We start from the raw sequence: 22,376 nt of genomic DNA, 5'->3' as shown, positions 1-22,376 counted from the left end.
CGGAACGTCAGGACAAGTCTTCCACCCCGATGCCGATCAGCCAAATCGAGGGGGTGGCGTGCGGCACGACCCGGGCGCGGATCAGGCGACCACGCCGCGGGTGAGCAGCCGGAAGACGTCGTCGGCGACGTGCTGGGGGTCGACCCCGTGGGTGACCAGCTGCACGCCGGCTCCGAGCGCGCCGTGGACGAGCATGACCGAGGTGTGGGAGGTGGCCGCGCCGAGGTCGCCGAGCACCCGCGTGACCGGGCGCAGCAGGGCGTCGTGCAGGACCATCAGATCGTCGACGCGGGTCGGGCTGAGGTCGGCCTCCCGCACGATGCCGGCGATCGCGTGCTTGCCTTCAGCGGTCATGCGCATGGTCGCGTCGACGAGCGCCCGCAGCTCCGCGTAGCCGGGCTCCACCCCCGCCAGGGCCTCCTCGATCTCGGCATCCCAGCGCTCCATGGCGTCGATCGCGATCGCGACGAGGAGGTCATCCTTCGAGGGGAAGTAGTCGTAGAAGCTGGAACGCGCCATGCCGGCGCGCTCGCTCACGCTCGTCGGAGAGAACGCGGTGAGGCCGCCCGCCGCGAGCACCTCCTCGCCGGCGCGCAGCAGCGCGGCACGCTGCAGGGCGCGATGCTCCGCGACGGTCGGCGCTGTGATCCTGGGCATCCCTCCATCATGCCTTCTTCTCGCCGGGCCGACGTCGCCGCTGCCCGCTGCGAGCAGGGTCTGCGCTAACAGCGCGGCTCGGTTCGATCAACCCCCTGAGACCACTGGTGCGCGGCGACCTACAGTGGCGATCACGGACGGGTCGACCGACCCACGAGGAGAGGCTGCGCAGATGACAGATCTCACGGGCAGGACCGTCGCCTTCGTCGCGACCGACGGTTACGAAGACAGCGAGCTCACCGAACCATGGCGGGCGGTGGCCGATGCCGGGGCACAGCCGGTGATGATCGCCCCCGAAGCGGGCGAGATCGAGGGGAAGAAGGGGCACCGCCAGCCCGTCGATCGGGTGTCCGGCGAAGTGGATGCCGCCGAGTTCGACGCGCTGGTGCTCCCGGGCGGCGTCATCAACGCCGATCATCTGCGGATGGACGAGCCCGCCGTGCGCTTCGCGCGCGCGTTCTTCGAGGCGGGCAAGCCGGTCGCGGTGATCTGCCACGGGGCCTGGCTGCTGATCGAGGCGGATGTCGTGCGCGGTCGCACCATGACCAGCTACCCGAGCCTGCAGACGGACCTGCGCAACGCCGGCGCCGAATGGGTCGACCGCGAGGTGGTCGTCGACAACGGCCTGGTGACCAGCCGTCGCCCCGACGACCTGCCGGCGTTCAACGCGAAGCTGGTCGAGGAGGTCGGCGAGGGACGGCACGCCGCCTGACGGCAGGTTCCGGTCACGTCGCGACGGGCGTGCGTCCGTTCGCCCGCGCGGCGTATCGCAATACGGCGACGCATTCGGGTGCGCCTCGGCTCCGCCCGCCTAGGCTTGCAGCGCACCGAGCGGGCGCGAACCGTGCCGCCCGCGTACGTCGACAGGAGCAGGACACCCATCATGCGCGTCGGAATCTCGCCTTTCGGGGCCACTCGTGAGGGATCCTTCGCCGTGGCAGACACGGCGTTCGCCGGGGGCATCGACACGTTCTGGCTGGGCGAGGGGCTGCTCGAGATGGCGGAGTTCCCCCGCTGGTCCGGGGGCATGGAGCCGCTGACCTGGTTGGCGTATCTCGCGGGACGGTATCCCGGCGTGCGGGTCGGCCTGGGCGCGAGCGTGCTTCCGCTGCGGGATGTGCAGTGGCTCGCCAAGCAGTCCGCCACGCTCGACAACCTGACGAACGGCAATCACGTTCTCGCGGTCGCTCCCGGCTTCTGGCGGCACGAGTTCGAATATCGGGGCATCGACTTCGACCGGCGGGGCGCCGTGTTCAGCGAACTGCTCGACGGTCTGATCGCCGCCTTCGCCGGCGACCCCTACCGATCCCCCAGCCTGGACCTGCCGGCGGGTCACCGGCTCTCTCCGCGGCCCGTGAACGACGAGGGACCGCAGCTGTGGCTCGCAGGAGCGGATGCCACGCAGCGCAAGGCGCTCACCCGCGGGCTTCCGTTCCAGGCGCGCGCGGCGACACCGGATGAGCTGCTCCCGGTGGTCACGAAGTGGAAGGATCGCGGCGGCGGGGTGTTCGGGGTGAGGATCGCCGTCGAGCTCGCCGAGGAACCGGAGACCGCCGCGCACCTGTCCGGTGCGAAGATCGTCGGCCCGGCTGACCACATCGCCGCACAGTTGGCGGAGTACGCCCGTATCGGAGTCGACGACATCTCCCTCATTCCGGGCAGTGACGACGAGGCATCGCTGCGGACGACTCGGGCACTCGTCGACGAGGTGCTCCCGGCGCTGCGGCGCTGAGCGGTCCGCCATCCGGTCTTGCGGGGCCGTCAGTGCGCCGGCTCGGAGGATGCGGCCGCCTCAAGGGCACGGCGGGCCCACGCGACACGGGCGGTGACTGCGTGGGCCGAGTCCGCGCGGACGGCGACCCCGGCTGCGCCGATCCTCGCGATGATCGCACCGGCCGTGACGGGGTCGCTCCCTGCCAGGACGAACTCGTCGGCGACATGCTCGGGGACGAGACGGCTTGCGGCACGGTTCCCCTCGCCGACGGCGACCCGTCGGATCTGCGCCACATCGTGCGCATCCAGCCCCCACGCCCGGTGGGATTCGGGGCTGCTGTTGACCACCGCGTAGGCGGTCTGATCCCGCGCGTCACCGGTGTGATCCACCAGCGGCGCCCAGATGATCTCCGGCGGCGCGGGCCGTCCGTTCGCCGCCGCCCGCACGGTGCTGACCGCCCCGGGCAGCTCCCGAGCCGGCAGCGCCCACAGCAGTGCCGCGTCCGCGACCGCACCCGCCGCTCCCAGCACGCCAGGACCGCGACCGGCGACGATGACCGTCGGCGCAGTGCCCGATGTGCTCGCCGGTGGGGCCAGCGGAACGGACAGGTGTCGTCCGCTGGGTCCGTGCAGCGGGGCGCCTCGCCCGGCTGAGCGCAGGTCCGTGACGAGAGCGCGGATCGCGGCTCCTGCGCGGCGGCGGCTGACATCGGCGGCGTCGGTGATCTCGCTTCCCCCGGCGCCGATGCCCAGCAGTGCCCGGCCGTGGCTGCTTTCGTGCAACGTGGCCGTGGCCGCGATCGTGTGGAACGGATGGCGCATGAAGGGATTGGTGACGACAGGTCCCACGCGGATGTGCCGGGTTGCGCGAGCCGCGTCGAGTGCCAGCATCCAGGTGTCACGCCACCAGAACGCGTCCGGCAGGCCGACCCATGACGCGCCGGCTTCCTCGGCCGCGGCCGCGATCCGGGCCGCGTCCTCGAGGGTCGGGTTGTCCACGTGCAGGATGACGCCGATGCTCATCTGGGGATCCTCCTCCGTCGGCTCACATCACAGCCGGCGATCCATGGCGGCGAAGGCAGCGGCGCTGCGCTCCACAACGCTGATGGGGTCGCCGGTGGTGAAGGTGAGGCCGATCGTGTCCGGGGTGAAGCGACGCGCGCGGCGGGCGAGTTCCACCCCGATCGTCTCGGGTGTTCCAGCGATGACCAGGTCGTTCAGCACCTCGTCGCCGATGATCCGGGTGGCGGCGGTGGGATCGCCGGCGGCGAACCGATCAGCGGCCGCGCGCACGGATGCACGGTCGAGCCGCAGTGCTTCCAGAGTGTGGTCCGGCGAGTCGGCGAGCGGCATGATCATGCGAGGTCTGAGATCCTCCACGTTGCCCGCCCCGAACACACCCGTGCTGTAGACGCCCAGACGCACCCGTCGCACGGAATGCGCCCAGCCGATGGTGCGGTCGAGCACCGACAGCGGGATGCCGCCGAGGAACACGCCGTCGGCCTCGCGGGAGGCGAGCTCCTGGAAGCGTCGGCTGCGGGAGCCGATGTGCACCTCCAGGTTCGGGCGGGTGAACGCTCCCGGTGGTGGCGCGTACCCTTGCGTGGCCTCCCCGCGCGTGACGGCGCGGATGATGCGCAGGGCGTCGCGCACCGCGGCGAGGGGGCGGACTCGATCGACCTGTGCCGGGCCGAGGGCGATGTGCCCGCCCGGACCGAGCCCCAGGATCGCCCGCCCGCCCGAGATCTCGTCGATGGTCATCGCTTCCACCGCCGTGGTCATCGGATGGCGCAGGTACGGGTTCGTGACCGCGATGCCGAGTGTGATGCGGGACGTGGCCTGCGCGGCAGCGGCGAGGGTGACGAACGGATCCCGTGCCGGGCCCTCGTCGCCCAGCCAGAATTCGTCGATTCCGGTCTCTTCGGCCGCGACGATCGCGTCGACGAGAGCGGTCGCCGGGGCGCTGGGAAAGATCCAGACACCCCGGCGGAGTGTGTCCGCAGTCGATGTCATCCTCATTCCGGAACGGCATCGCGGGCGTGCTGGACCGGGATCACGGTGCGCAGACCCAACCCTGTCGCGACCCTGTTGGTGTAGGAGAAGTACGCCGACAGGTTGTTCGCCGCCACGATGTCGGCATCATCCAGTCCGGCTTCCCTCAACCGCTCGATGTCCCGCTCCTGAATTTCTCCGGGGGCGAGGGTGAGCCTGGACGTATAGCTGATCAGCGCGTCGAGCCGAGCGGATCCGGTGTCGGGGTTCGCATGGTCGGCGATGATCTGCTCCCGCTGCCGCGCATCGATTCCCAGCTCTTCCAGCTTCACCTCGAGACCGGAGGAGCAGTGTGGCGTCTTGTTCAGTCGCGAGGTGACGTACGCGATCAGCCGCCATTCGAGTTCCGACAGACCGGCGCGAGCCGAGTCGACAACCTTGTACAGCTGAAGCCGCTCGCGCACGAGGTCGGGAAGCAGGCTGCCGAGCTGGGTGTACTCGGTGGGCTCGCCCAGCTTGGCCGCCTGCCAGTCGTAGGCCTCCTTGAGGGTGCCGGTGGCCGATGCCGGTGGCACCACGTCGACCCAGGCTTCGATGTGACGGCCGCGCGCGGGCGCAGCGGCGAGGACGGCGTCGGTGTGCGTGTTCATAGGGTGATCTCCGGGTCGAGGAACTCATTGGTGACGAAGTCGTCGGCGGTCAGGCCGGGTGCGACCTTCTGTCCGCGCTGGCTCAACAGCGGGGCGACGATCTCGATGTACTCCTGGACCCGGTCGATGTCGAAGCTGCCGAACACGCCATCGGTGCCGTTGGCGACGATTCCCTCCTCCACGGCGATGGTCGAAGCCCACTCCACGATGCCCGGGGTGAGCTCCCACCCGGAGCCGGTCAGCTGATCGACCACGTCCAGAAGCACCGCGTTGGTCGGCGCCGGATCGTGCGCGTAGTCGACGGCGGCCTGCTGGAACAGCGGAACGAGCTTCTCCAGGCAGGGCCGCAGCGGTTCGAGCTGGTCGGCGCGGATGCTGACCTGGCTCGTGTAGGCGTCATACTCGTCGCCGATGCTCACGAACTCAACGGGCTTGCCCCACGCCGGGATGTCGTGCTCGTACTTGTACACCTCGCTGGTGAGCAGGCCCTGCTGCAGCACGCTTCCTTCTTCGAGCACGAAGCGTGCCGGGTCGCCCCGGTAGGACGCGTCGATCTGCTCGGGGTTCAGCAGGTCGAGGCTGGTGAGCACGTCAAGGTATGGCGCACCCTCCCACGCCAGCACCGTCTCACCGGACTGCTTCACCTCGGTGAGGTTCTGAAAGTCCCAGTCCTCGTTCCCCCAGAAGAACACCAGCGGCGTCTTCACGGCGTACGTGAACACCGAGACCGTCGGGAACTCTTCGGACCCGCCGATGGAATCCTCGGTGGTGGTGATGCCGAATGTGATCGAGTCGTCCGAGTACATCTGTGCCAGCGGGAGCTGACCGCCGGTGGCGGGGCCGCCCGCACGGATCTCGAGGTCGATTCCGGTGCTGCCCAGCGGGCCACGGTAGGTGTACTTCTCCGCATCGACCACTCCGGCATCCCCGATCAGCTGGTATGTCCAGCCATGGTCGGCCTGCGGCCACCAATTCCATTGCACGGAGACCGTCGACGGGCAGACGTCGGCGAGCGGCGTGCTGTACCGGGCTGCGGCTGTGCCGTCGCCCTGGTCGACCGCGCCCAGGGCGTCGGCGGCATCGTCTGCGGGCGTCGTGCACGCGGCCAGCCCGACGGCGAGGGTGCCGGCGGTCAGCAGCACGGCTGCACGGGTGCGCTTTTTCGTCATCGTTCGTTTCCAATCGTGGAGAGAGTCCTGCTCGTCGGTGCTGCGTTGGTCGGGGCGTCCCCGGGGTTCGGTGTGACCCACCGGCTGACCTGCGTGCGCGAGACCACGCGTCCCCGCCGGTAGACGATCCGCTCCTGAGGGGCGCGGCCGACCAGATCGGTGAGGTCGTCCGCGCGAACCGCGAGCAGGTCGGCGTCCGAACCGGGTGCCAGCGCGACGATGGGAGAGTCGACGGCGCGTCTGGCGGCATCGGTGACCGCGCCCAGGGCCGACTCGACCGGGCGGTGCCCGGCGGTCACGAGCAGCGACGCGGTCTCCAGAGGATCGGCTCGTCCCATCGGATTGAACGGGTCGGCGATGTTGTCCGCTCCGGCCGCCACGGTCACGCCCGCTTCCGCCAGGGCGTCGAGCGCTGTGAGGCCTCGCGCCGGCCCGGCGCCGGCCCCCCGCGCAGCGGCGCCCGCGCCCGGGCGGCCCTGCAGGTAGAGGTTGGACTGTGGCAGGGTCACCACGGTGATGCCGGCGGCCGCCAGGCGACGGGAGACATCCCGCTGCACCTGCTCGCGCTGGGCGGCGAGACTGACGATGTGGCCGACGGTGACCCGATGGTCGAACCGGTCCGCGAGGTCGATGAGCTGTGGCAGCACGAACACCTCGGGATCGGTGGTCTCGTCGACATGGAGGTCGAGCGGCAGTCGCGCATCGGACGCGATGGCCGCGAGGCGGTCGAGGGCGGCGGACGGGTTCTCGTCGAGACTCGGCGCACCGCCGATGCCGTCGACTCCCAGCTCCAGCGCGTCGAGCAGCATCTTCGTGTGGGGGAGCGCGTCGGGGCCGCTTGCCGGGAGACCGTGACCCGCGATCACCTGAACGTCCATGACGCCGTGGTACTCGCGGCGCAGCTGCAGCAGCGCGCGCACCGCGGCCAGATCGGTGTCCGCTGCGGTGTCGACATGCGTCCGCAGCACCGTCACGCCGTTTCCCAGAGCACGCACCAGCGTGGTCTGAGCGCGACGGTAGACATCCTCCTCGGTGAGGAGGGCTCGTTCCCGCAGCCAGGCTTCGATCGCACCGTCGAGGTCGCCGGCCGGATTGGGCGCGCGATCGATCGTCAGCGTCTTGTCGAGGTGCGTGTGCGGTTCGACGAGGGAGGGCAGCACCAGGAAGCCGCTGAGGTCGTGGGTCTGTCCCGAAGACTCCGGCGCGTCCTGAGCGGACAGGGAGCCGGCGGCGGCCACCTCGTCGATGACACCGTCGATGATCCGGACGTCGACCTGCTCTCCGCTGAGGGTTCGGGCGTTGCGCAGCAGGACGCGGCTCATCGCGCAGCCCTCGCAGACTCGTGCCACGCACCGATGAGGAGCTTCGTGAGGAGCCCGAATGCCCAGAACACGAGCAGCCCGAAGGCGGAGGTCAGGAACACCCCGGCGAACAGCTGCTCCGGCATGAGACGTTGCGTGTAGCCGTCCAGCAGGCGGCCGATTCCGGCCTGCCCCTGCCGGAAGAAGAAGTCACCGACGATCGCGCCGGTCACCGACATGCCCGCCGAGGTGCGCCATCCGGTCGTCATCGCGGGGAGGGCCCCGGGCAGCAGCAGCTTGGTGATGGTTGCCCAACGGCTCGCCGTGCGCAACCGGAAGAGGTCGCGCAGGTTGCGGTCGGCGGATTGCAGACCGAACAGCGTGCTGGTGATGATCGGGAACACGGCGATGAGGACGCAGACCAGCACCCGACTGCCGAAACCGTACCCGAACCAGAATCCGATCAGCGGCACCAGTGCCAGCACAGGAATCGTCTGCAGCACCACCGCCCACGGGTAGATCGACTGCTCCACCCAGACCGCCTGGCTCATCAGCAGCGCCAGAACCGTGCCGATCACGATCGACACCGCCAGGCCCACCAGCGCCACCTGCGCGGTGGCGATCAGCCCGTCGAGGATCTCCGCGCGGTTGCGGGCATCGAGAAGACCCACCTCGACCACCTGGAGGGGAGGCGGAAGCAGGAACCTGCGGCGTTCCTCGAGCACGTAGCTGCTGAACAGCCACCACAGCGCCACCACCCCGGCGAACACGAGGAACGGCGCGAGGATGCGGCGAGCACGGGGGCCCGACCGGGGGCGGGCGCTCACGAGTGCGCTCGCAGCGCTTCGGAGACTTCGGCAGACACCCGGGAGAACTCGGCGTCGAATCGCAGCTGCGGCTTGCGGTCGTCGCCGAACGGCACCGCAATCTCGGCGACGATGCGGCCGGGCCGGGCTGACATGACCAGCACCCGTGTGCTCAGATACACCGCCTCGGCGATGGAGTGGGTGACGAACAGCCCGGCGAACCGCTCGCGCGTGAAAAGCGCCAGCAGCTCGTCGTTCAGCCGTTCGCGACTGATCTCGTCGAGCGCGCCGAACGGCTCATCGAAGAGGAACACCCCCGGGCGCATCGTCAGCGCCCGGGCGATCGACACCCGCATCCGCATACCGCCGGAAAGGGCGTGCGGCCGATGCCGCTCGAAGCCCTTCAGGCCGGTGAGCGCGATCGCCTCCGCCGCGAGACGGGTGCGTGTGACCCGGTCGATTCCGTCCAGTTCCGCCAGGAGCTCGACATTGCGCTGCACCGTGCGCCAAGGCAGCAGGCTCGCGTCCTGGAAGATGTACCCCACTTCCCCGTCGACGCGTACGTCGCCGGTGGTGCAGGCATCCAGGCCGGACGCCAATCGCAGCAGCGTCGACTTGCCGCACCCCGACGGGCCGACCAGAGCGACGAACTCACCGCTGCCCACGGCGAAGCTCGTCGTCGCCAGCGCCTCCGTGCCGCCCGGGAATGTCTTCGTGACAGCGGTGAAGCGGAGCCCGGCCCGATCGTGCGCATCCGGGGCTTCGCGCAGCGACTCGCCCTCGACCGGGCGGGACGGGCTCGCGGCTGACGCTGTGCGGGTCTCGGTGACCGACATGCTCTCGCCTCCCTCTGCTGGTCGAGAGCAACGGTAGGGAAGGAGCCGGTGGGATCCGCAATCACGTTTCGTTCCGTGACCGGATGTGGCGTTCTATGACATTCTCGCGGCGACCGACGCCGCGCTCACCGAGGTGATCGGCGAGCGGAGCCGGTGATCGCGGGAAGCAGTGCGCGTACCGAGCGGCCGCGCAGCGCGCCCCACCAGACGCCGGCGCCATATGCGAGGTCGTCGAGGCGCCGAGCCGCCGCGAACCGCACCGGATCCATGTCCGGTCGCAGCCGAAGGTACTCCCAGACCGCGTCGGCGACGGCGGCGATCACCGCGGCGCGCCGCATGCGGCGTGAGAGCACGACCCCCACGGCGGTCAGCGGCCACCAGTGGCGCACCAGCAGCGCGACCCCCTGGGCGGCGACGGCCGACAGGCCGTACCCGGTGAGGCGGGCCGCCAGGCGCCACGGCTGCCGCACGTGCGGGAGGCGCCGCGCGATGCGCACAGTCACCACGCCGGCCGTCACCGCGATCAGCGGCGCCGACCACTGCCGCTGCGCGACCGCCGCGATCAGCACGACCGCACCCCACGGCGGCAGCACCACGGGTGCGACCTCGCCGGGGTGGCGGCGGGCGAGCGCTTCGGCGCCGGTGCCGTAGAAGAACTTGCGCGCGAGCCACCGGCGCAGCCGGGTGCGGTGCTCGTGGCGCACGCTGGCGGTCGGGTCGAAGCGCACGCGGTGCCCGGCGTCGACGAGACGCCAGACCAGATCCACGTCCTCGGCGACGTGCATGGTGCCGTCGAAGCCTGCCGGCTGCAGTCCGCGCAGCACATCGACGCGCGCGAGAACGCAGGTGCTCGACAGCCACGTGATGCGGCTGCGCGGGCGCACGCTTCCGGCGTCGCGGCCGAGGTCGAGCGACGAGCGGGCGTTCTCGTAGCGCGTGATCCAGTTCGGCGCGGCCGTCTCCAGGCCGAGCACGCGCGGAGCCACGAGCGCGAGCCGGAGATCGGCGAAGTGCCGCAGGAGGGTCTCGAAGCATCCCTCATCGACGACTGCATCCGAGTCCACGAAGGCGACGAACGCGGTCTCCACGCGCCGCAGCCCGTCGTTGCGGGCGGCGGCCGGCCCGCCGCTGACCGGCCGCGTGATCAGCGTCGCGCGGTGGTCGCGGGCGACCCGTGCCACCGCTTCGGGGGAGCGGGAGCCGTCGTCGACGACGATCGTGCCCGCCAGGCCCGCCGGCAGGCTCGCCAGCAGGCGGCGCAGCTGATCGGGCCGGTCCCGGACCGGGACGACGACGGTCAGCCGGTCGAGCCCGACCGGCGGGAGGGTGGATGCCACAGGGTCGGCCATCCCGGTCGTCATCAGGTGCTCGGCCAGCGCGGCGGAGGCGGCATCCCTCACCACCACCGCCCCGTCACGCAGGTGCGCCGCCGCCGGCGGCTTGAGCCGGGCCACGCGGGTGGGCGTTCCGCCGACGAGGACGGCGCCGTCTTCGGCGACGCGCGTGTGCCGGTCGAGACGCACGGTGAATCCGTCGGGCAGCCCCCGCCACGCCTGCCGACTCATGCGGGCACGCCGATCGCGGGCTGAAGCCGCGCCCACGCTCCCGCGCACATCGCATCCAACAGCCGGCGCCCCTCGGCAGCTGAGGCGCCGGCGGGGTCGCCGAGGACGCCGTTCGGTGCGACGCCGCGGACGCCGTCTCGCCGCAGCGCGGGGAGGATCTCGTCGAGAGGCTTGCGCTCCCCGGCCACCGCGCGGCCGATGCGCACCTCGTCGGGCGCGAGATGGAGCATCAGCGATGTCTCCACCCACCCCGCATGCGCGTCGGCGCGGGATTCCTCCACCGCGGCGGCACACGGGACCCACTCGGCATCGCGGCCCTCGGAACGCAGCTGCGCGGTCGCCTCCCGCACCGCGTCGACGTTGCCCCCGTGACCGTTCACGAACACGACGGCCCCGGCCCACCGCGACGCCGAGCGCGTGGCCTCCACCAGCACACCGGTCAGCGCGGCCGTCCCGATCGAGACGGTGCCGGCGAAGCCCTCGTGCTCTCCGCTGGCCCCGTACGCGACCGGGGGTGCCACGAGTGCCGGCATGCCGGCGGCGCCGAACCGGTCGGCAAGATCCGCGGCGACGGCCGCGGCGATCCGGGTGTCGGTGTCCAGCGGCAGATGCGGCCCGTGCTGCTCCGTGGAGCCGAGCGGGATGAGCAGGACCCCCTTCCCGGCCGTCTCCCAGGTGCGCGAGCCGAGGCGCGGCGAGCTGTCAGGATGCATGGGAGGCATCCTGCCATCATCTGCTCTTGGCCGAGTCCGGCCGCTTCGCGCCGGCGGGCTCCTCCTTCGCGATGGCCTCCTTCTCGGCGTCGCTCTTTTCGGCCGACATCTCTTCGACGGACTTCTTCGAGGCCGGTTCCTGCGCGCCCCGTCGGGGACCGCCGGACTTCTGCACGTGCCCGCGGGGCTCGGCGTCCGACCCGAGCACGCGGACGAAATCGTCCGGGATGTAGAGATCTTCGCGGCTCAGCTCGCCGATCGAGGCGTGGCCGAGCCCCAGGACGGCCGAGTCCAGGCCCATCCGGAGCAGGTCGAGCACGTTCTCCACGCCGGTCTGGCCGTTCGCGGCGAGCCCCCACAGGTACGCCCGGCCGATCATCACCGCGCGTGCGCCCAGGGCCAGTGCCTTGGCGACGTCTCCGCCGCGGCGGATGCCGCCATCCAGGAGCACCTCGACCTGGTCGCCCACGGCCTCGGCGATCGGCGGCAGGCAGCGGATCGTCGCCGGCGTCGTGTCGAGGTTGTTGCCGCCGTGGTTGGAGACGCTGATCGCGTCCGCTCCGATGTCGACCGCGCGCTTGGCGTCGTCGACGCGGGTGATGCCCTTCAGCATGAACGGGCCGCCCCACTCCTCGCGCATCCACGCGAGGTCCTCCCAGCTGGGCGGCGGGGTCTGCATCCACTCGCCGTACGCGCCGAAGAACGTCGGTGCGGGCCCGTCCGGCGGCTGCAGGTTGGGGGCGGTGAGATCCGGGATGCCGGCCTTGGCCCACTCGAGCAGCCACGCGGGGCGGATGATCCCCTCCGGCGCGAACTTGATCATCGCCTTCAGATCCATCCGCTCGGGGATCTCCGGGCTGCCCCAGTCGCGGCCGATCGAGAAGGACCAGTCGGTCGTGGCGATGAGCGCCTTCGCACCGGCCGCGCGGGCGCGGTCCATCCGCTGCACCATCTGCTCGCGGGTGCCGGTCCAGTACATCTGGAAGAAGGTGTTCTCGTTCGCCTTCACGACCTCTTCGACGGGCTTGCTGGCGAACGAGCTGAGTCCCATGATCGTGCCCCGTGCGGCGGCCGCCCGTGCGACGGCGACCTCGCCCTCGGGGTGGACCGCCTGCACGCCGGTGGGCGAGATCAGCACAGGGAGGGAGATCGGGATGCCGAGCACGCTGGTCGACAGCTCGCGCTGCGCCTGGTGCCCGGCCACGCGAGGGGAGAACTCCAGTTCGGCGAAGGCGTCCTTGTTGTCCTCGGGCGTGCTCCCGCGCTCCGACCCCGCGACCAGCGCCGCGTACACCGACGGGGGTAGCCGCCGCTTGGCGCGGCGCTGCGCCTCCTTCACCGTCTCGAACCACGGGTTCTGCTTCCACGGCCAGTACATGTTCGGTCCCTTCTCTCGTATCGTCAGGTTGCGGCGTGCGCTCAGCGCAGGCCGAAGATCTCCGTCACCGCCGGTGCGACGTCGCGGTAGCCGTGGATGATGCGGCACGTGCCACGGCCTCGTGCGGCCAACTCCCGGCCGAGATCGACATCCTTCTCTCCGGTCGCGTCCAGCAGGACATCGAGCCGGGGCAGGCGCGCCGCCAGCGGCCTCGGGTCGGGCCCGGCGTTGTGCACGCAGTCCGACAGCAGCACCGCGCGCGCGTCCCGCGCGGGCACCTCGGCCAGCTGCTTCGCCGCGATCTCCAGCGGGAAGGCGACGTTCGTCAGCCCGCGTGCGGGGATCCGCAGGATCGTGTCGAGCAGCTCCATCGGGCGCACCGGATCGCCGAGCTTGAGCAGCAGCGCAGCGTCCGACCAGAAGGCGACCACCCCGAGCGCATCGTCCGAGAGCTCCGCCGACACGGCGCCGACTGTCGCCGCCGCGGTCTTGATCCGCTCGCCGCGCATCGAGCCGGAGACATCCACGAGCAGCATGACGGATCGGCGGGTCCGCAGGCGCTCGCGCACGAAGATGTCCTCGTCGTCCGGGACCGGCCGCTCGGCGAGCACCTCGATCGTCTTGTCGAGGTCGATCTCGTCGGAGGCCCCGCGGTACGGCACGCTCTGGAGCGCTCCCACGCCGCGAGTGGCCGTCACGTCCTGCCGTGCGCGGCGCACCGACAGCCGCGCGGCGATCTGCCGCGCACGGGCGCGCACCTGCGGATCCAGCTCCGCCTCGGCATCCGGGATCGCGACCAGAGTCGCCGCCTCGTCGGTCTCGCCGGGCGCGGCCGAGCCGGGCACCTGGGCCGCGGGGCCCCGCCGGGCGTCGCCGGCGCGCATGACCGTGCCCGCGCCGGAGCCGGTGGCGTCGAACATCGTGGGAGGCTCCTCGAGCTTCTTCGGGGTCCGTCGCAGCGGGGCACCCGCGGTCTGCGATCTGCGACGCCGGCCGCTGCGCAGCGGGGAGTCGGCGGCGACTTCTCTTCAGCCGGGGTCCGCGCGATGCGGCTCCAGGATGAAGCGATCCTCCCAGATCTCCCGCAGCACGCGCTCCGGCGTCGTCTCGGCGGCCTCGTCGAGGTGGATCCGCCCGGACAGGGCGACGATCATGGCGTCGTAGACGAGGTCGGGGTAACGCTCGTCGTCCGGATCGTCGATCCCGCGCAGCGCGGCGAGCTGCTCGGCCACGAGGGTCGTGTCGATCGCGCCGCGCACGCTCGAGCCCTGACGCACGTCGGGGTGCTCGCGGGTCGCCCTCGTGACGGCGACGGCGTCCGGGATGAGGCGGGCGCCGAGCGGGTCGTCGGCGCCCGACCGCAGCAGCACGATCTCCTCCTCGGCCGCCGCGTCCTGGTAGTCCACCGCCAGGCGGTTGAGCCGGTCGTGGACGCTCGTGGACAGCCGGGTCGTGCCGATGTTGTCGTACGGATTCATCGAGGCGATGACCCGGAAGGTCGGCTTCGCCTCGATGCGCCCCACGCGCGGCACCGTGATCGCCCGGTCGGCCATCGCCGTCAGGAGGGTGTTGAGGGTGTCCTCGGGGGCGCGGTTGAACTCCTCGATGTAGAGGAATCCGCCCTGCTGCATCGCGTCGACCAGGGGACCGGGCACGAAGTTCTCGGCGGAGTAGTCCTCGCGCAGCACCCGGGCCGGGTTGTGATGGCCGACGATCTTCGCGGGGGTGAGGTCGGCGTTTCCCTCGACGAAGAAGAGCGGGATGCCCCACTCCCGCGTGATCGCAGTGAGCATCGTCGTCTTGCTCGTTCCGGGAGGACCCTCGAGCAGGATGTCGCGCCCGGCCGCGACGGCCGCGAGCGTGAGCTCGAGCTCGCGCTCGCGGCCGACGATCTGCTCGGCGATCCGATCGTGGTTCTCCCGCAGGAGGGCGGTGTCGCGTTCCCGCGTCGGCGATGCCGGGCTCATCCGATCTGCTCTCCTTCTACTTGGTGGTCTGACCCGCATCGACCGGAAGCGCCACCCCGGTGACGTACCGGGCCTCGTCGGAGGCGAGCCACAGCACGGCGTTGGAGATGTCGACGGCCTCCACCCAGGGGATCGGCAGCGCGTTGAGGGTCGCGAACCGCTCGGCCAGCGCCTCCCGGGTGCGCTCCTGCGGCGACAGATCCGGTGCGAACAGCGCGTAGATCGTCTCGTTCTGGATCATGTCGGTGTCGACGGACGTCGGATGCACCGAGTTGACGCGGATCATGTCCGGAGCCAGCTCCAGTGCGAGCGTGCGCATCAGACCCACCACGCCGTGCTTGGCCGACACGTAGTGCGCCAGGTTCTGGTACGCGTTGAGTCCCGCCGTCGAGCTCGTGAGGACGATCGAGCCGCCCCCCGCCGCCCGCAGGTGCGGGATCGCGGCCTTGCAGGTGCGCCACACCCCGGACAGGTTGACGCCGATCATGATCTCCCACTCCTCGTCGGGGATGTCCTCGGCGGGCGCCGGCGTGCCCGAGATGCCGGCGTTCGCAGCCACGATGTCGAGCCGGCCCAGTTCGGCCACGCCGGCATCGACGGCGGACTTCACCGCGTCGTAGTCGCGCACATCGGCCTTAGTCGCGATGATGCGGCGGTCGAGGGCCTCGACCTGTCGCACCGTCTCGGCCATGTCCTCCTCGGTCGCCGGCGGGATCTTGTTCGAGGGCACGGGCTCGCAGATGTCGATACCGATGATGTCGGCGCCCTCCTGGGCCATGCGCAGTGCGTGCGAGCGGCCCTGCCCGCGAGCCACTCCGGTGATGAAGGCGACCTTGCCTTCGAGTCGTCCAGCCACAGCTTCTCTCCTTTCGGTTGTGTCGACGGCGTCGCTACAGCGACCCGCCCGCGTCGACCACGTGGGTGGTTCCGGTGACGTAGCGACCTGCGTCCGTCACGAGGTAGAGGATCGCGTTCGAGATGTCGGACGGCTCCATCGCGGCGATCGGCAGTGCGTTCAGCGTCTTCGCGGCCTCTTCGAAGTCCTCGCGCGTCGGGTGCTCCAGGTCGGGGCGGAACAGCTTGTACGTCGGCTCGTTGAGGATCATGTCGGTGGCGACCGTGGTCGGATGCACGGTGTTCACCCGGATCGACTGCGGTGCCAGCTCCTTGGCGAGGATCTTCGACAGCATCACGAGCCCGGCCTTGGCGGCCGAGTAGTGGGCCGTGTTCGGATTCGCGTAGAGCGCCGCCAGCGAGCTGGTGATGACCACCGATCCGCCGCGGCCGCCCTCGATGATGTGCGGCACCGACGCCTTGATCGTCTTCCAGACCCCGGTGAGGTTGATCTCGATCATGGTGTCCCATGTCTCCTCGTCCATCTCGAGGGTGGGTGCCGGCGTCGAGATGCCCGCGTTCGCGAGCACGATGTCGAGACGGCCCAGCTCTGCGACGCCCCGGTCGACGAACTCGGTGAGTCCCTGCAGGTCGCGCACATCGACATCGCCCGCGACGATGCGGCGGTCGAGCGCCTCGACCTGCCGCACGGTCTCTGCGAGATCTTCGGCGGTCGCCGTGTCGTAGGGGACCGTTTCGACCTGCTTCGAGACGTCGACCGCGATGATGTCGCAGCCTTCCCGCGCCAGCGTGAGCGCGTGGCTGCGGCCCTGGCCGCGCGCCGCACCGGTGATGAACGCGACCTGTCCTTCCAGTCTGCCTGCCATGTTCTCCTCCTTGTCTCGTGCTGTCGTGGTCGTCAGGTGACTGTGGATCCGGCGCTGATGGGGAACTCCATGCCGGTCACGTAGCGCCCCTCGTCCGAGGCGAGGAAGAGGAGCGCATTGCTGATGTCGACCGGCTGCACCCACGGGACCGGCAGCGTGTGCATCGTCTGCGACGCCGCCGCGAAGTCGTCGACCGTCGGATTCTCCAGGTCGGGTCGGAACAGTCTCATCGCCGCGTCGTTCATGATCATCGGCGTCTCCACCTGCGTGGGATGCAGCGAGTTCACGCGGATGCCGTACTCGCCCAGCTCCACCGCGAGCACCCGCATCAGACCGACCATGCCGTGCTTGGCGGCCGTGTAGTGGGCGACGTTCGCGTAGGTGCGCAACGCGGCCATCGAGCTCGTCAGCACGATCGCCCCGCCGTTGCCGGCGTCGATCATGTGCGGCACGGCGGCTTTCACGGTGTGCCACTGGCCGGTGAGGTTGACGTCGATCATGTCGCGCCACACGTCGTTCGGCAGCTCCCACGTCTTGTAGGGGCTGCTGCCGATGCCGGCGTTGGCGCTGACGATGTCGAGCCGCCCCAGCTGGGCGACGCCGTCGTCGACGGCCGCCTTGAGCGCATCGAAGTCGCGGATGTCCGCCTTGTGGGTGACGATGCGCCGGTCGAGCGCCTCGACCTGTCGCGCCGTCTCGGCGAGGTCCGCTTCGGTCGGGAACTCGTACGGCATGTCGCCGACGGGCTCGCACACGTCGATGGCGATGATGTCGGCGCCCTCCTCAGCGAGCCGGAGCGCGTGACTGCGTCCCTGCCCGCGTGCGGCGCCGGTGATGAAGGCGACTTTGCCCTCGACCCTTCCTGCCATGATCTCTTCTCCTTCGTTCCGTGATCGCTTCGTTCAGTACTCGGTGTTGCCGGCGTCGACGGTCATGGCGAGAGCCGTCACGTACCGGGCTTCGTCGCTGGCCAGGAACAGCACGGCGTTCGACTGGTCGCGCGGCTGGGTGACGTCGATCGGCAGCATGTTGGTGAGCATGCCGCCCAGGCGCGGATGCTTCTCCAGCAGCGGCGGATACGCGTCGCCCATCTCCCCCATCGGGGTCTCGACACCGGTCGGGTGCAGCGTGTTCACGCGGATGTTGTGCTCGGCGAGCTCGGCGGCGAAGGCCTTGCCGAGCCCCGTGACGCCCCACTTCGACGCGACGTACGGCGTGAGGAACGGAAGCCCCTTCAGCCCCGCGGCCGAACTGGTCAGGATGATCGATCCGCCGCCGGCGGCGATGAGGTGCGGGGCGGTCAGCTGCACGGTGTTGAACACGCCGGTGAGGTTGGTCGAGATCGTGGTGTCCCAGATCTGCGGGGTCACCTCGTCCCACGGCGCGATGATGCAGATGCCGGCGTTGCCCACGACGATGTCGAGCTTGCCGAGCGCGGCGACACCGTCGTCGACGGCCGCCTTGAAGGCATCCCGATCGCGCACATCGACCTCCGAGGCGACGATGCGCCGGTCGAGCGCCTCCACCTGCCGCACGGTCTCCTGCAGGTCTTCGGGTGTCGCGTGCGAGTACTGCAGATCGGGGATCGGTCCGCACAGGTCGACCGCGATGATGTCCGCGCCCTCCTCCGCCAGGCGGAGGGCGTGGCTGCGCCCCTGCCCTCGTGCGGCGCCCGTGACGAGGGCGACCTTGCCTTCGACTCTTCCAGCCATATTCCTTCTCCTTCGTTCCGCGGGCACGCCGAACACCGCCCCGATGAGGGCACACGTCAGCCGTCGCCCCGTGCTTTTCACGGGTCTGCCGGATGGCGGAGTCTCAGACGGGATCGGTCAGGCTGCCCTCCTGGTGGCGCCGGTCGGCGCCGATCGACTCTGGTGCAAAGCCGGCGAGCGGGCTTTCGTCGCACGCCGAAGTGGGGGCGGCGGTGATGTCCTCGCGCCGGGAGAGCGTCAGGCGCACGGGTCCCATCCCGGTGCGGGGGCGGGGCGGCGACGTGCGGTGCGAGCGGTCGACGCTGGGGCGGGGGATGCCTCCGCCGTCGTCCTTCCGCTTGGCCAGGGCCTCCTCGCCGTAGCCCTGCACGCACTCGGGGTCGGGGCCGTCCAGAGGCAGGCCGGTGAAGAACTTCGCGGCCATGCATCCGCCCTTGCAGGTGTCGAAGAACTGGCACGACGAGCACGCTCCGCCCGACTGGGGCTGCCGCAGCCGCGTGAACAGCGCGGATTCGCGCCACACGCCGGCGAACCCGCCGGGGTCGCGGACGCTGCCGGCCAGGAACTCGTCGTGGATGGCGAACGGGCAGGCGTACACGTCCCCGATGGGGTCGATGAGGCACACCACCCGCCCTGCGCCGCACAGGTTCAGGCCCGGCAGCGCCTGGCCGTACGCGGAGAGATGGAAGAAGGAGTCGCCGGTGAGCACCTGGTCGCCGTGCGCGACCAGCCACTCGTAGAGCTCGCGCTGCTGCTCCTGGGTGGGGTGCAGCTCGTCCCACACATCCGCACCGCGGCCGGAGGGCCGCAGCCTGGTCAGTCGCAGCTGCGCGCCGTAGCGGTCGGCGATCGCCTTGAACTCGTCCAGCTGCCCGATGTTGGTGCGGGTGCACACGACCGACAGCTTGAAGTTCTTCATGCCGGCTTCCGAGAGGTTCTGCATCGCCCGCATCGCGGTCTCGTACGACCGGGGACCCCGGATCGCGTCGTTGACCTCGGGCGTCGCCCCGTCGAGCGAGATCTGCACGTCGACGTAGTCGTTCGCGGCGAGCCGCGCTGCGGCATCCGCGTCGATCTTCACGCCGTTGGTGGAGAACTTGACCCCCACATGGTGGGCGGTGGCGTAGTCGAGCAGCTCCCAGAAGTCCGACCGGACGGTGGGCTCGCCGCCGCCGATGTTCACGTAGAACACCTGCATGCGCTCGAGTTCGTCGATGACCGCCTTGCACTCCTCGGTGGTCAGCTCCCGCGGGTCGCGCCGGCCCGAGCTGGACAGGCAGTGCACGCACGAGAGGTTGCAGGCGTACGTGAGCTCCCACGTGAGGCAGATCGGCGCATCGAGTCCGCGCTCGAAGTGGTCGACCAAGCGCATCGACCGGGCGGCGGGGGCCTCGGTGAGAAGCGTCATCGGGAATCCCTCTCGATCATGTGCGAATCGGCCAGCGTGGCGAGTGCGGCCAGGTACCGCGGCCGGTCCGGCTCGGGCACTCCCGCCGCATCGCAGGCGGCCGTCGCCGACGGGGCGGTGCCCAGCTGCTCCACCACGGCCAGCAGCAGCCGGTCCTTCAGGAACGACAGCTTGCGGGTGCCGAAGTGATACAGCAGGGCCCCGAACGGCTCGGGCCTGATCGAGACCTGCGGATGCAGCCGCCAGGCGGCTTCGGCGTTCATGGCTCTGTCAGCAGGGAGCGAGGTCAGTAGACGCCGCACATGCCGTCGATCGAGACCTCCTCGACGAGCGAGTCCTCGGCGATGAGCGCCTGCGCCGTGCCTTCGGTGTTCTCGTTGGGATCCATGTGATTCTCCTCCACGCGGATCTCGTCGTCTCTGGCGAAATCCTCCGATGCGGCCGATACTAATGACACTTAGTGCCGAATGGAAGGCTTCTGAACCGATGGCCGGGAGAGACGACGACCTGGTACGCTCCGCGGTCGCCAACACGGACGCTCTGACCCGCCGCATCGGACGCGCACCGGCGACGACCCACGGCGAGATCAGCCACGTCGCCCTGCGGCTGTTCCTCGACCGCGGCTTCGAGAAGACGACCATCGACGACATCGTGGAGGCCGCGGGCATCGGCCGGCGCACCTTCTTCCGGTACTTCAGGTCCAAGAGCGATCTGCCCTGGGGCGAGTTCGACCTCCTGCTCGAGGAGATGCGACGGCACCTCGCCGCGCTTCCCGCCGAGCTGCCGCTGCTGGAAGCACTGCGCGTGGCGATCGTCGCGTTCAACGACTACCCGGAGTCCGAGCTCGCGCTGCACCGCGAGCGCATGTGGCTGCTGCTGAACGTCCCCGCCCTGTTCGCCCACTCCTCGCTGCGGTACGCGGACTGGCGCCAGGTGATCGCCGAGTTCGTGGCCGGACGCATGGGCGTCGCCGTCGACGCACCCGAGCCGCAGGCGATCGCCTGGGCGTGCCTCGGGCTGTGCCTGGCCTCCTACGAGCAGTGGCTCGCTCACCCCGACGCCGACCTGCAGGCGCTCATCGAGAACGCGTTCGACCTCATGTCCGACACCTTCTCCGGCGCGCGGGCATGACCCGAACGGTCGTCGTCGGAGGCGGCGCCGCCGGTGCCGCGCTGGCAGCGCGGCTCAGCTCCGATCCCGACCGCGACGTCACCCTCGTCGAGGCCGGCTCCGCCGATGGGGACTACCCCGCCGACCTGCTCGACGGATCCAGCGTGCGCGGTGCGATGCCCGGGCATCCCGCCAACTGGTCGTACCTCGGCCACCTCACCCCCGAGCTCGCCTACACGGTCGCCAGGGGGCGCATCCTCGGCGGCTCGAGCACGATCAACGGGGGGTACTTCGTGCGCGCCCGGCGAGGCGACCTGGATGCCTGGGCTCGCACCGCCGGGCCGGAGTGGTCGTACGACGGCACGCTGCCGATCTGGCGCGAACTGGAGCGGGATCACGACTACGGCGACACTGCGGAGCACGGCGGCTCCGGCCCGATGCCGGTGCGGCGGCCGCCCGCGTCGAACCCGGCGACCGAGGCGTTCCTCGCTGCGGCCCAGGAGCTCGGGTTCGGATACGAAGCCGACAAGAACGGCGACGGGCGACCGGGCGTGGGGCCGGTCCCGGCGAACGTGATCGACGGGGTGCGGGTCAACACGGGCATCGCCTACATCGAGCCGGCGCGATCGCGGCCGAACCTGACGGTGATCGGCCGCACCCGAGCGCACCGAGTGCAGTTCGAAGGGACCCGTGCGCGGGGGGTGGAGAGCGATCACGGCTTCATCGGCGCCGACGAGATCGTGCTGTGCGCGGGCGCCATCGGCTCCGCCCAGCTGCTGCTCGTGTCCGGGATCGGTCCGCGCGCCCCTCTCGAAGCACTCGGCATCCGGGTGGTGTCCGACCTGCCTGTAGGCGAGTCGTTCTCGGACCATCCCGACATCGCCGTCGGCTGGCGCGCGACCCGGCAGATCATGGATCCGGCCGAGGGGATGGCGTTCCCGGCTGCGCTCAACTTCGACTCGTCCGGCGACGCGCGACGCCATCCCGACGGTGACCTCGAGATCCTGCTCTCGGTCAAGACGCTGGGTCACCTCCTCACCGGGTCGGGACGGGCGGCGGCGCGCGCAGTGGCGGCCGCGGTGCGGCATCCGATCCGCGTGACCCGCGCGGTCACCGGCATCTCCGCGCGGCGGGCGGCGGCGCAGCTGGCGACCCGCAACGATCTGCAGCTTCTGGTCGGTCTCCACGCACCGACGGGACGCGGCGTGCTGTCGCTGCAGTCCGGCGACCCGCGGCACCCCCCGCGCATCGACTACCGCTACCTCGCGGAGGCCGACGACCGGGCGCGGATGCGCACCGGCATCCGCAGGGCCGTCAGCCTGCTGCAGACCGCCGCCTTCGACGACCTGTTCGGCGGGCTCACCGAGCTCGACGAGCGTGCGCTCGAGGACGACGAGGCGCTGGATGCCTGGGCCCTGTCGCACCTGGGCAGCGCCATCCACATGAGCGGGACGGCGCCGGTTGGACCGGTCGTCGACGGCGCGGCCCGCGTCCACGGGGTCACGGGGCTGCGGGTCGTCGACACGTCGATCCTCCCGGTCGTGCCCTCACGCGGTCCCTTCGCGACCGCGGTGCTGCTCGGCGAGATGCTCGGCCGCCGCATGCGCGATGGGGGATGAGGGGGCGGTGATCCGGATGCGGCGGCGCGGCCTTCGCAGCCCCGGGACTGTGCCAGGGT

24 protein-coding genes are annotated in these 22,376 nt (G+C 70.7%); 4 read left to right on the top strand and 20 right to left on the bottom strand.

Annotation, left to right across the window (positions count from 1 at the left end):
• Positions 1–81: 81 nt before the first annotated feature.
• Positions 82–657: a TetR/AcrR family transcriptional regulator gene (locus ACIWQI_RS03960; protein WP_396655810.1), complete on the bottom strand. Its 576-nt coding sequence runs from the start codon at positions 655–657 to the stop codon at positions 82–84.
• 172 nt (positions 658–829) lie between these two features.
• Between ACIWQI_RS03960 and ACIWQI_RS03955 the strand changes: the two genes are divergently transcribed.
• Together ACIWQI_RS03955 and ACIWQI_RS03950 are read left to right on the top strand one after the other, a co-directional pair.
• Positions 830–1,369 (top strand): type 1 glutamine amidotransferase domain-containing protein, encoded by a 540-nt coding sequence (locus ACIWQI_RS03955; RefSeq protein ID WP_396655809.1) that lies wholly within the window; start codon positions 830–832, stop codon positions 1,367–1,369.
• 222 nt (positions 1,370–1,591) lie between these two features.
• Complete coding sequence (locus ACIWQI_RS03950; RefSeq protein ID WP_396655808.1) at positions 1,592–2,389, top strand: LLM class flavin-dependent oxidoreductase; 798 nt, start codon at positions 1,592–1,594, stop codon at positions 2,387–2,389.
• Between the two features lie 29 nt (positions 2,390–2,418).
• On the opposite strand, the gene ACIWQI_RS03945 is transcribed toward ACIWQI_RS03950, so the two are convergent.
• The 19 genes from ACIWQI_RS03945 to mftA form a co-directional block, all read right to left on the bottom strand.
• Positions 2,419–3,393 carry an LLM class flavin-dependent oxidoreductase gene (locus ACIWQI_RS03945; protein ID WP_396655807.1) on the bottom strand — a complete coding sequence of 325 codons (975 nt, stop codon included), beginning with the start codon at positions 3,391–3,393 and terminating at the stop codon, positions 2,419–2,421.
• Positions 3,394–3,420: 27 nt separating this feature from the next.
• Entirely contained in the window at positions 3,421–4,383 is a 963-nt protein-coding gene (locus ACIWQI_RS03940; protein WP_396655806.1) for an LLM class flavin-dependent oxidoreductase, read from the bottom strand.
• A 2-nt stretch (positions 4,384–4,385) separates the two neighbouring features.
• Positions 4,386–5,012: a peroxidase-related enzyme gene (locus ACIWQI_RS03935; RefSeq protein WP_396655805.1), complete on the bottom strand. Its 627-nt coding sequence runs from the start codon at positions 5,010–5,012 to the stop codon at positions 4,386–4,388.
• Positions 5,009–6,181 carry a hypothetical protein gene (locus tag ACIWQI_RS03930; protein WP_396655803.1) on the bottom strand — a complete coding sequence of 391 codons (1,173 nt, stop codon included), beginning with the start codon at positions 6,179–6,181 and terminating at the stop codon, positions 5,009–5,011. The genes ACIWQI_RS03935 and ACIWQI_RS03930 overlap by 4 nt, the downstream gene beginning before the upstream one ends.
• A complete protein-coding gene (locus ACIWQI_RS03925; protein ID WP_396655802.1) occupies positions 6,178–7,503 on the bottom strand; it encodes an amidohydrolase family protein in 1,326 nt (441 codons plus the stop codon). Before ACIWQI_RS03925 ends, ACIWQI_RS03930 begins: the two co-directional genes overlap by 4 nt.
• Positions 7,500–8,309 (bottom strand): ABC transporter permease, encoded by an 810-nt coding sequence (locus ACIWQI_RS03920; RefSeq protein ID WP_396655801.1) that lies wholly within the window; start codon positions 8,307–8,309, stop codon positions 7,500–7,502. The genes ACIWQI_RS03925 and ACIWQI_RS03920 overlap by 4 nt, the downstream gene beginning before the upstream one ends.
• Positions 8,306–9,124, bottom strand: coding sequence for an ABC transporter ATP-binding protein (locus ACIWQI_RS03915; RefSeq protein ID WP_396655800.1), 819 nt, complete (start codon positions 9,122–9,124; stop codon positions 8,306–8,308). The genes ACIWQI_RS03920 and ACIWQI_RS03915 overlap by 4 nt, the downstream gene beginning before the upstream one ends.
• Positions 9,125–9,249: 125 nt before the next feature.
• The gene (mftF, locus tag ACIWQI_RS03910; RefSeq protein ID WP_396655799.1) at positions 9,250–10,689 is read right to left on the bottom strand and encodes a mycofactocin biosynthesis glycosyltransferase MftF; all 1,440 of its coding nucleotides are present in this window, start codon (positions 10,687–10,689) and stop codon (positions 9,250–9,252) included.
• Complete coding sequence (mftE, locus tag ACIWQI_RS03905; protein WP_396655798.1) at positions 10,686–11,402, bottom strand: mycofactocin biosynthesis peptidyl-dipeptidase MftE; 717 nt, start codon at positions 11,400–11,402, stop codon at positions 10,686–10,688. The genes mftF and mftE overlap by 4 nt, the downstream gene beginning before the upstream one ends.
• Before the next feature lie 16 nt (positions 11,403–11,418).
• Positions 11,419–12,780, bottom strand: coding sequence for a pre-mycofactocin synthase MftD (mftD, locus tag ACIWQI_RS03900; protein ID WP_396655797.1), 1,362 nt, complete (start codon positions 12,778–12,780; stop codon positions 11,419–11,421).
• Positions 12,781–12,821: 41 nt separating this feature from the next.
• Positions 12,822–13,700, bottom strand: coding sequence for a VWA domain-containing protein (locus tag ACIWQI_RS03895; protein ID WP_396655796.1), 879 nt, complete (start codon positions 13,698–13,700; stop codon positions 12,822–12,824).
• Between the two features lie 108 nt (positions 13,701–13,808).
• The gene (locus tag ACIWQI_RS03890) at positions 13,809–14,747 is read right to left on the bottom strand and encodes an AAA family ATPase (RefSeq protein ID WP_396655795.1); all 939 of its coding nucleotides are present in this window, start codon (positions 14,745–14,747) and stop codon (positions 13,809–13,811) included.
• A gap of 16 nt (positions 14,748–14,763) precedes the next feature.
• Positions 14,764–15,603, bottom strand: a complete 840-nt coding sequence (locus tag ACIWQI_RS03885; protein ID WP_396655794.1) for a mycofactocin-coupled SDR family oxidoreductase — start codon at positions 15,601–15,603, stop codon at positions 14,764–14,766.
• A gap of 34 nt (positions 15,604–15,637) precedes the next feature.
• Positions 15,638–16,468 carry a mycofactocin-coupled SDR family oxidoreductase gene (locus ACIWQI_RS03880; RefSeq protein WP_396655793.1) on the bottom strand — a complete coding sequence of 277 codons (831 nt, stop codon included), beginning with the start codon at positions 16,466–16,468 and terminating at the stop codon, positions 15,638–15,640.
• Between the two features lie 32 nt (positions 16,469–16,500).
• Positions 16,501–17,337 (bottom strand): mycofactocin-coupled SDR family oxidoreductase, encoded by an 837-nt coding sequence (locus ACIWQI_RS03875; RefSeq protein WP_396655792.1) that lies wholly within the window; start codon positions 17,335–17,337, stop codon positions 16,501–16,503.
• Between the two features lie 33 nt (positions 17,338–17,370).
• Positions 17,371–18,180: a mycofactocin-coupled SDR family oxidoreductase gene (locus ACIWQI_RS03870; RefSeq protein WP_396655790.1), complete on the bottom strand. Its 810-nt coding sequence runs from the start codon at positions 18,178–18,180 to the stop codon at positions 17,371–17,373.
• Between the two features lie 103 nt (positions 18,181–18,283).
• Complete coding sequence (gene mftC, locus ACIWQI_RS03865) at positions 18,284–19,588, bottom strand: mycofactocin radical SAM maturase (protein WP_396655788.1); 1,305 nt, start codon at positions 19,586–19,588, stop codon at positions 18,284–18,286.
• Positions 19,585–19,851, bottom strand: a complete 267-nt coding sequence (mftB, locus tag ACIWQI_RS03860; protein ID WP_396655787.1) for a mycofactocin biosynthesis chaperone MftB — start codon at positions 19,849–19,851, stop codon at positions 19,585–19,587. Before mftB ends, mftC begins: the two co-directional genes overlap by 4 nt.
• A 23-nt stretch (positions 19,852–19,874) precedes the next feature.
• A complete protein-coding gene (gene mftA / locus ACIWQI_RS03855) occupies positions 19,875–19,976 on the bottom strand; it encodes a mycofactocin precursor MftA (protein ID WP_396655786.1) in 102 nt (33 codons plus the stop codon).
• Between the two features lie 98 nt (positions 19,977–20,074).
• Here mftA and mftR point away from each other — a divergent pair, with 98 nt between their 5' ends.
• Together mftR and ACIWQI_RS03845 are read left to right on the top strand one after the other, a co-directional pair.
• Entirely contained in the window at positions 20,075–20,719 is a 645-nt protein-coding gene (gene mftR / locus ACIWQI_RS03850; RefSeq protein ID WP_396655785.1) for a mycofactocin system transcriptional regulator, read from the top strand.
• A complete protein-coding gene (locus tag ACIWQI_RS03845) occupies positions 20,716–22,317 on the top strand; it encodes a GMC family oxidoreductase N-terminal domain-containing protein (protein WP_396655784.1) in 1,602 nt (533 codons plus the stop codon). Before mftR ends, ACIWQI_RS03845 begins: the two co-directional genes overlap by 4 nt.
• Positions 22,318–22,376 lie beyond the last annotated feature (59 nt).

It is taken from the genome of Microbacterium sp. (assembly GCF_044508325.1).
In the GTDB taxonomy this organism is placed as follows: Bacteria; Actinomycetota; Actinomycetes; order Actinomycetales; family Microbacteriaceae; genus Microbacterium.
This window is presented reverse-complemented; position numbering and strand designations above follow the sequence as displayed.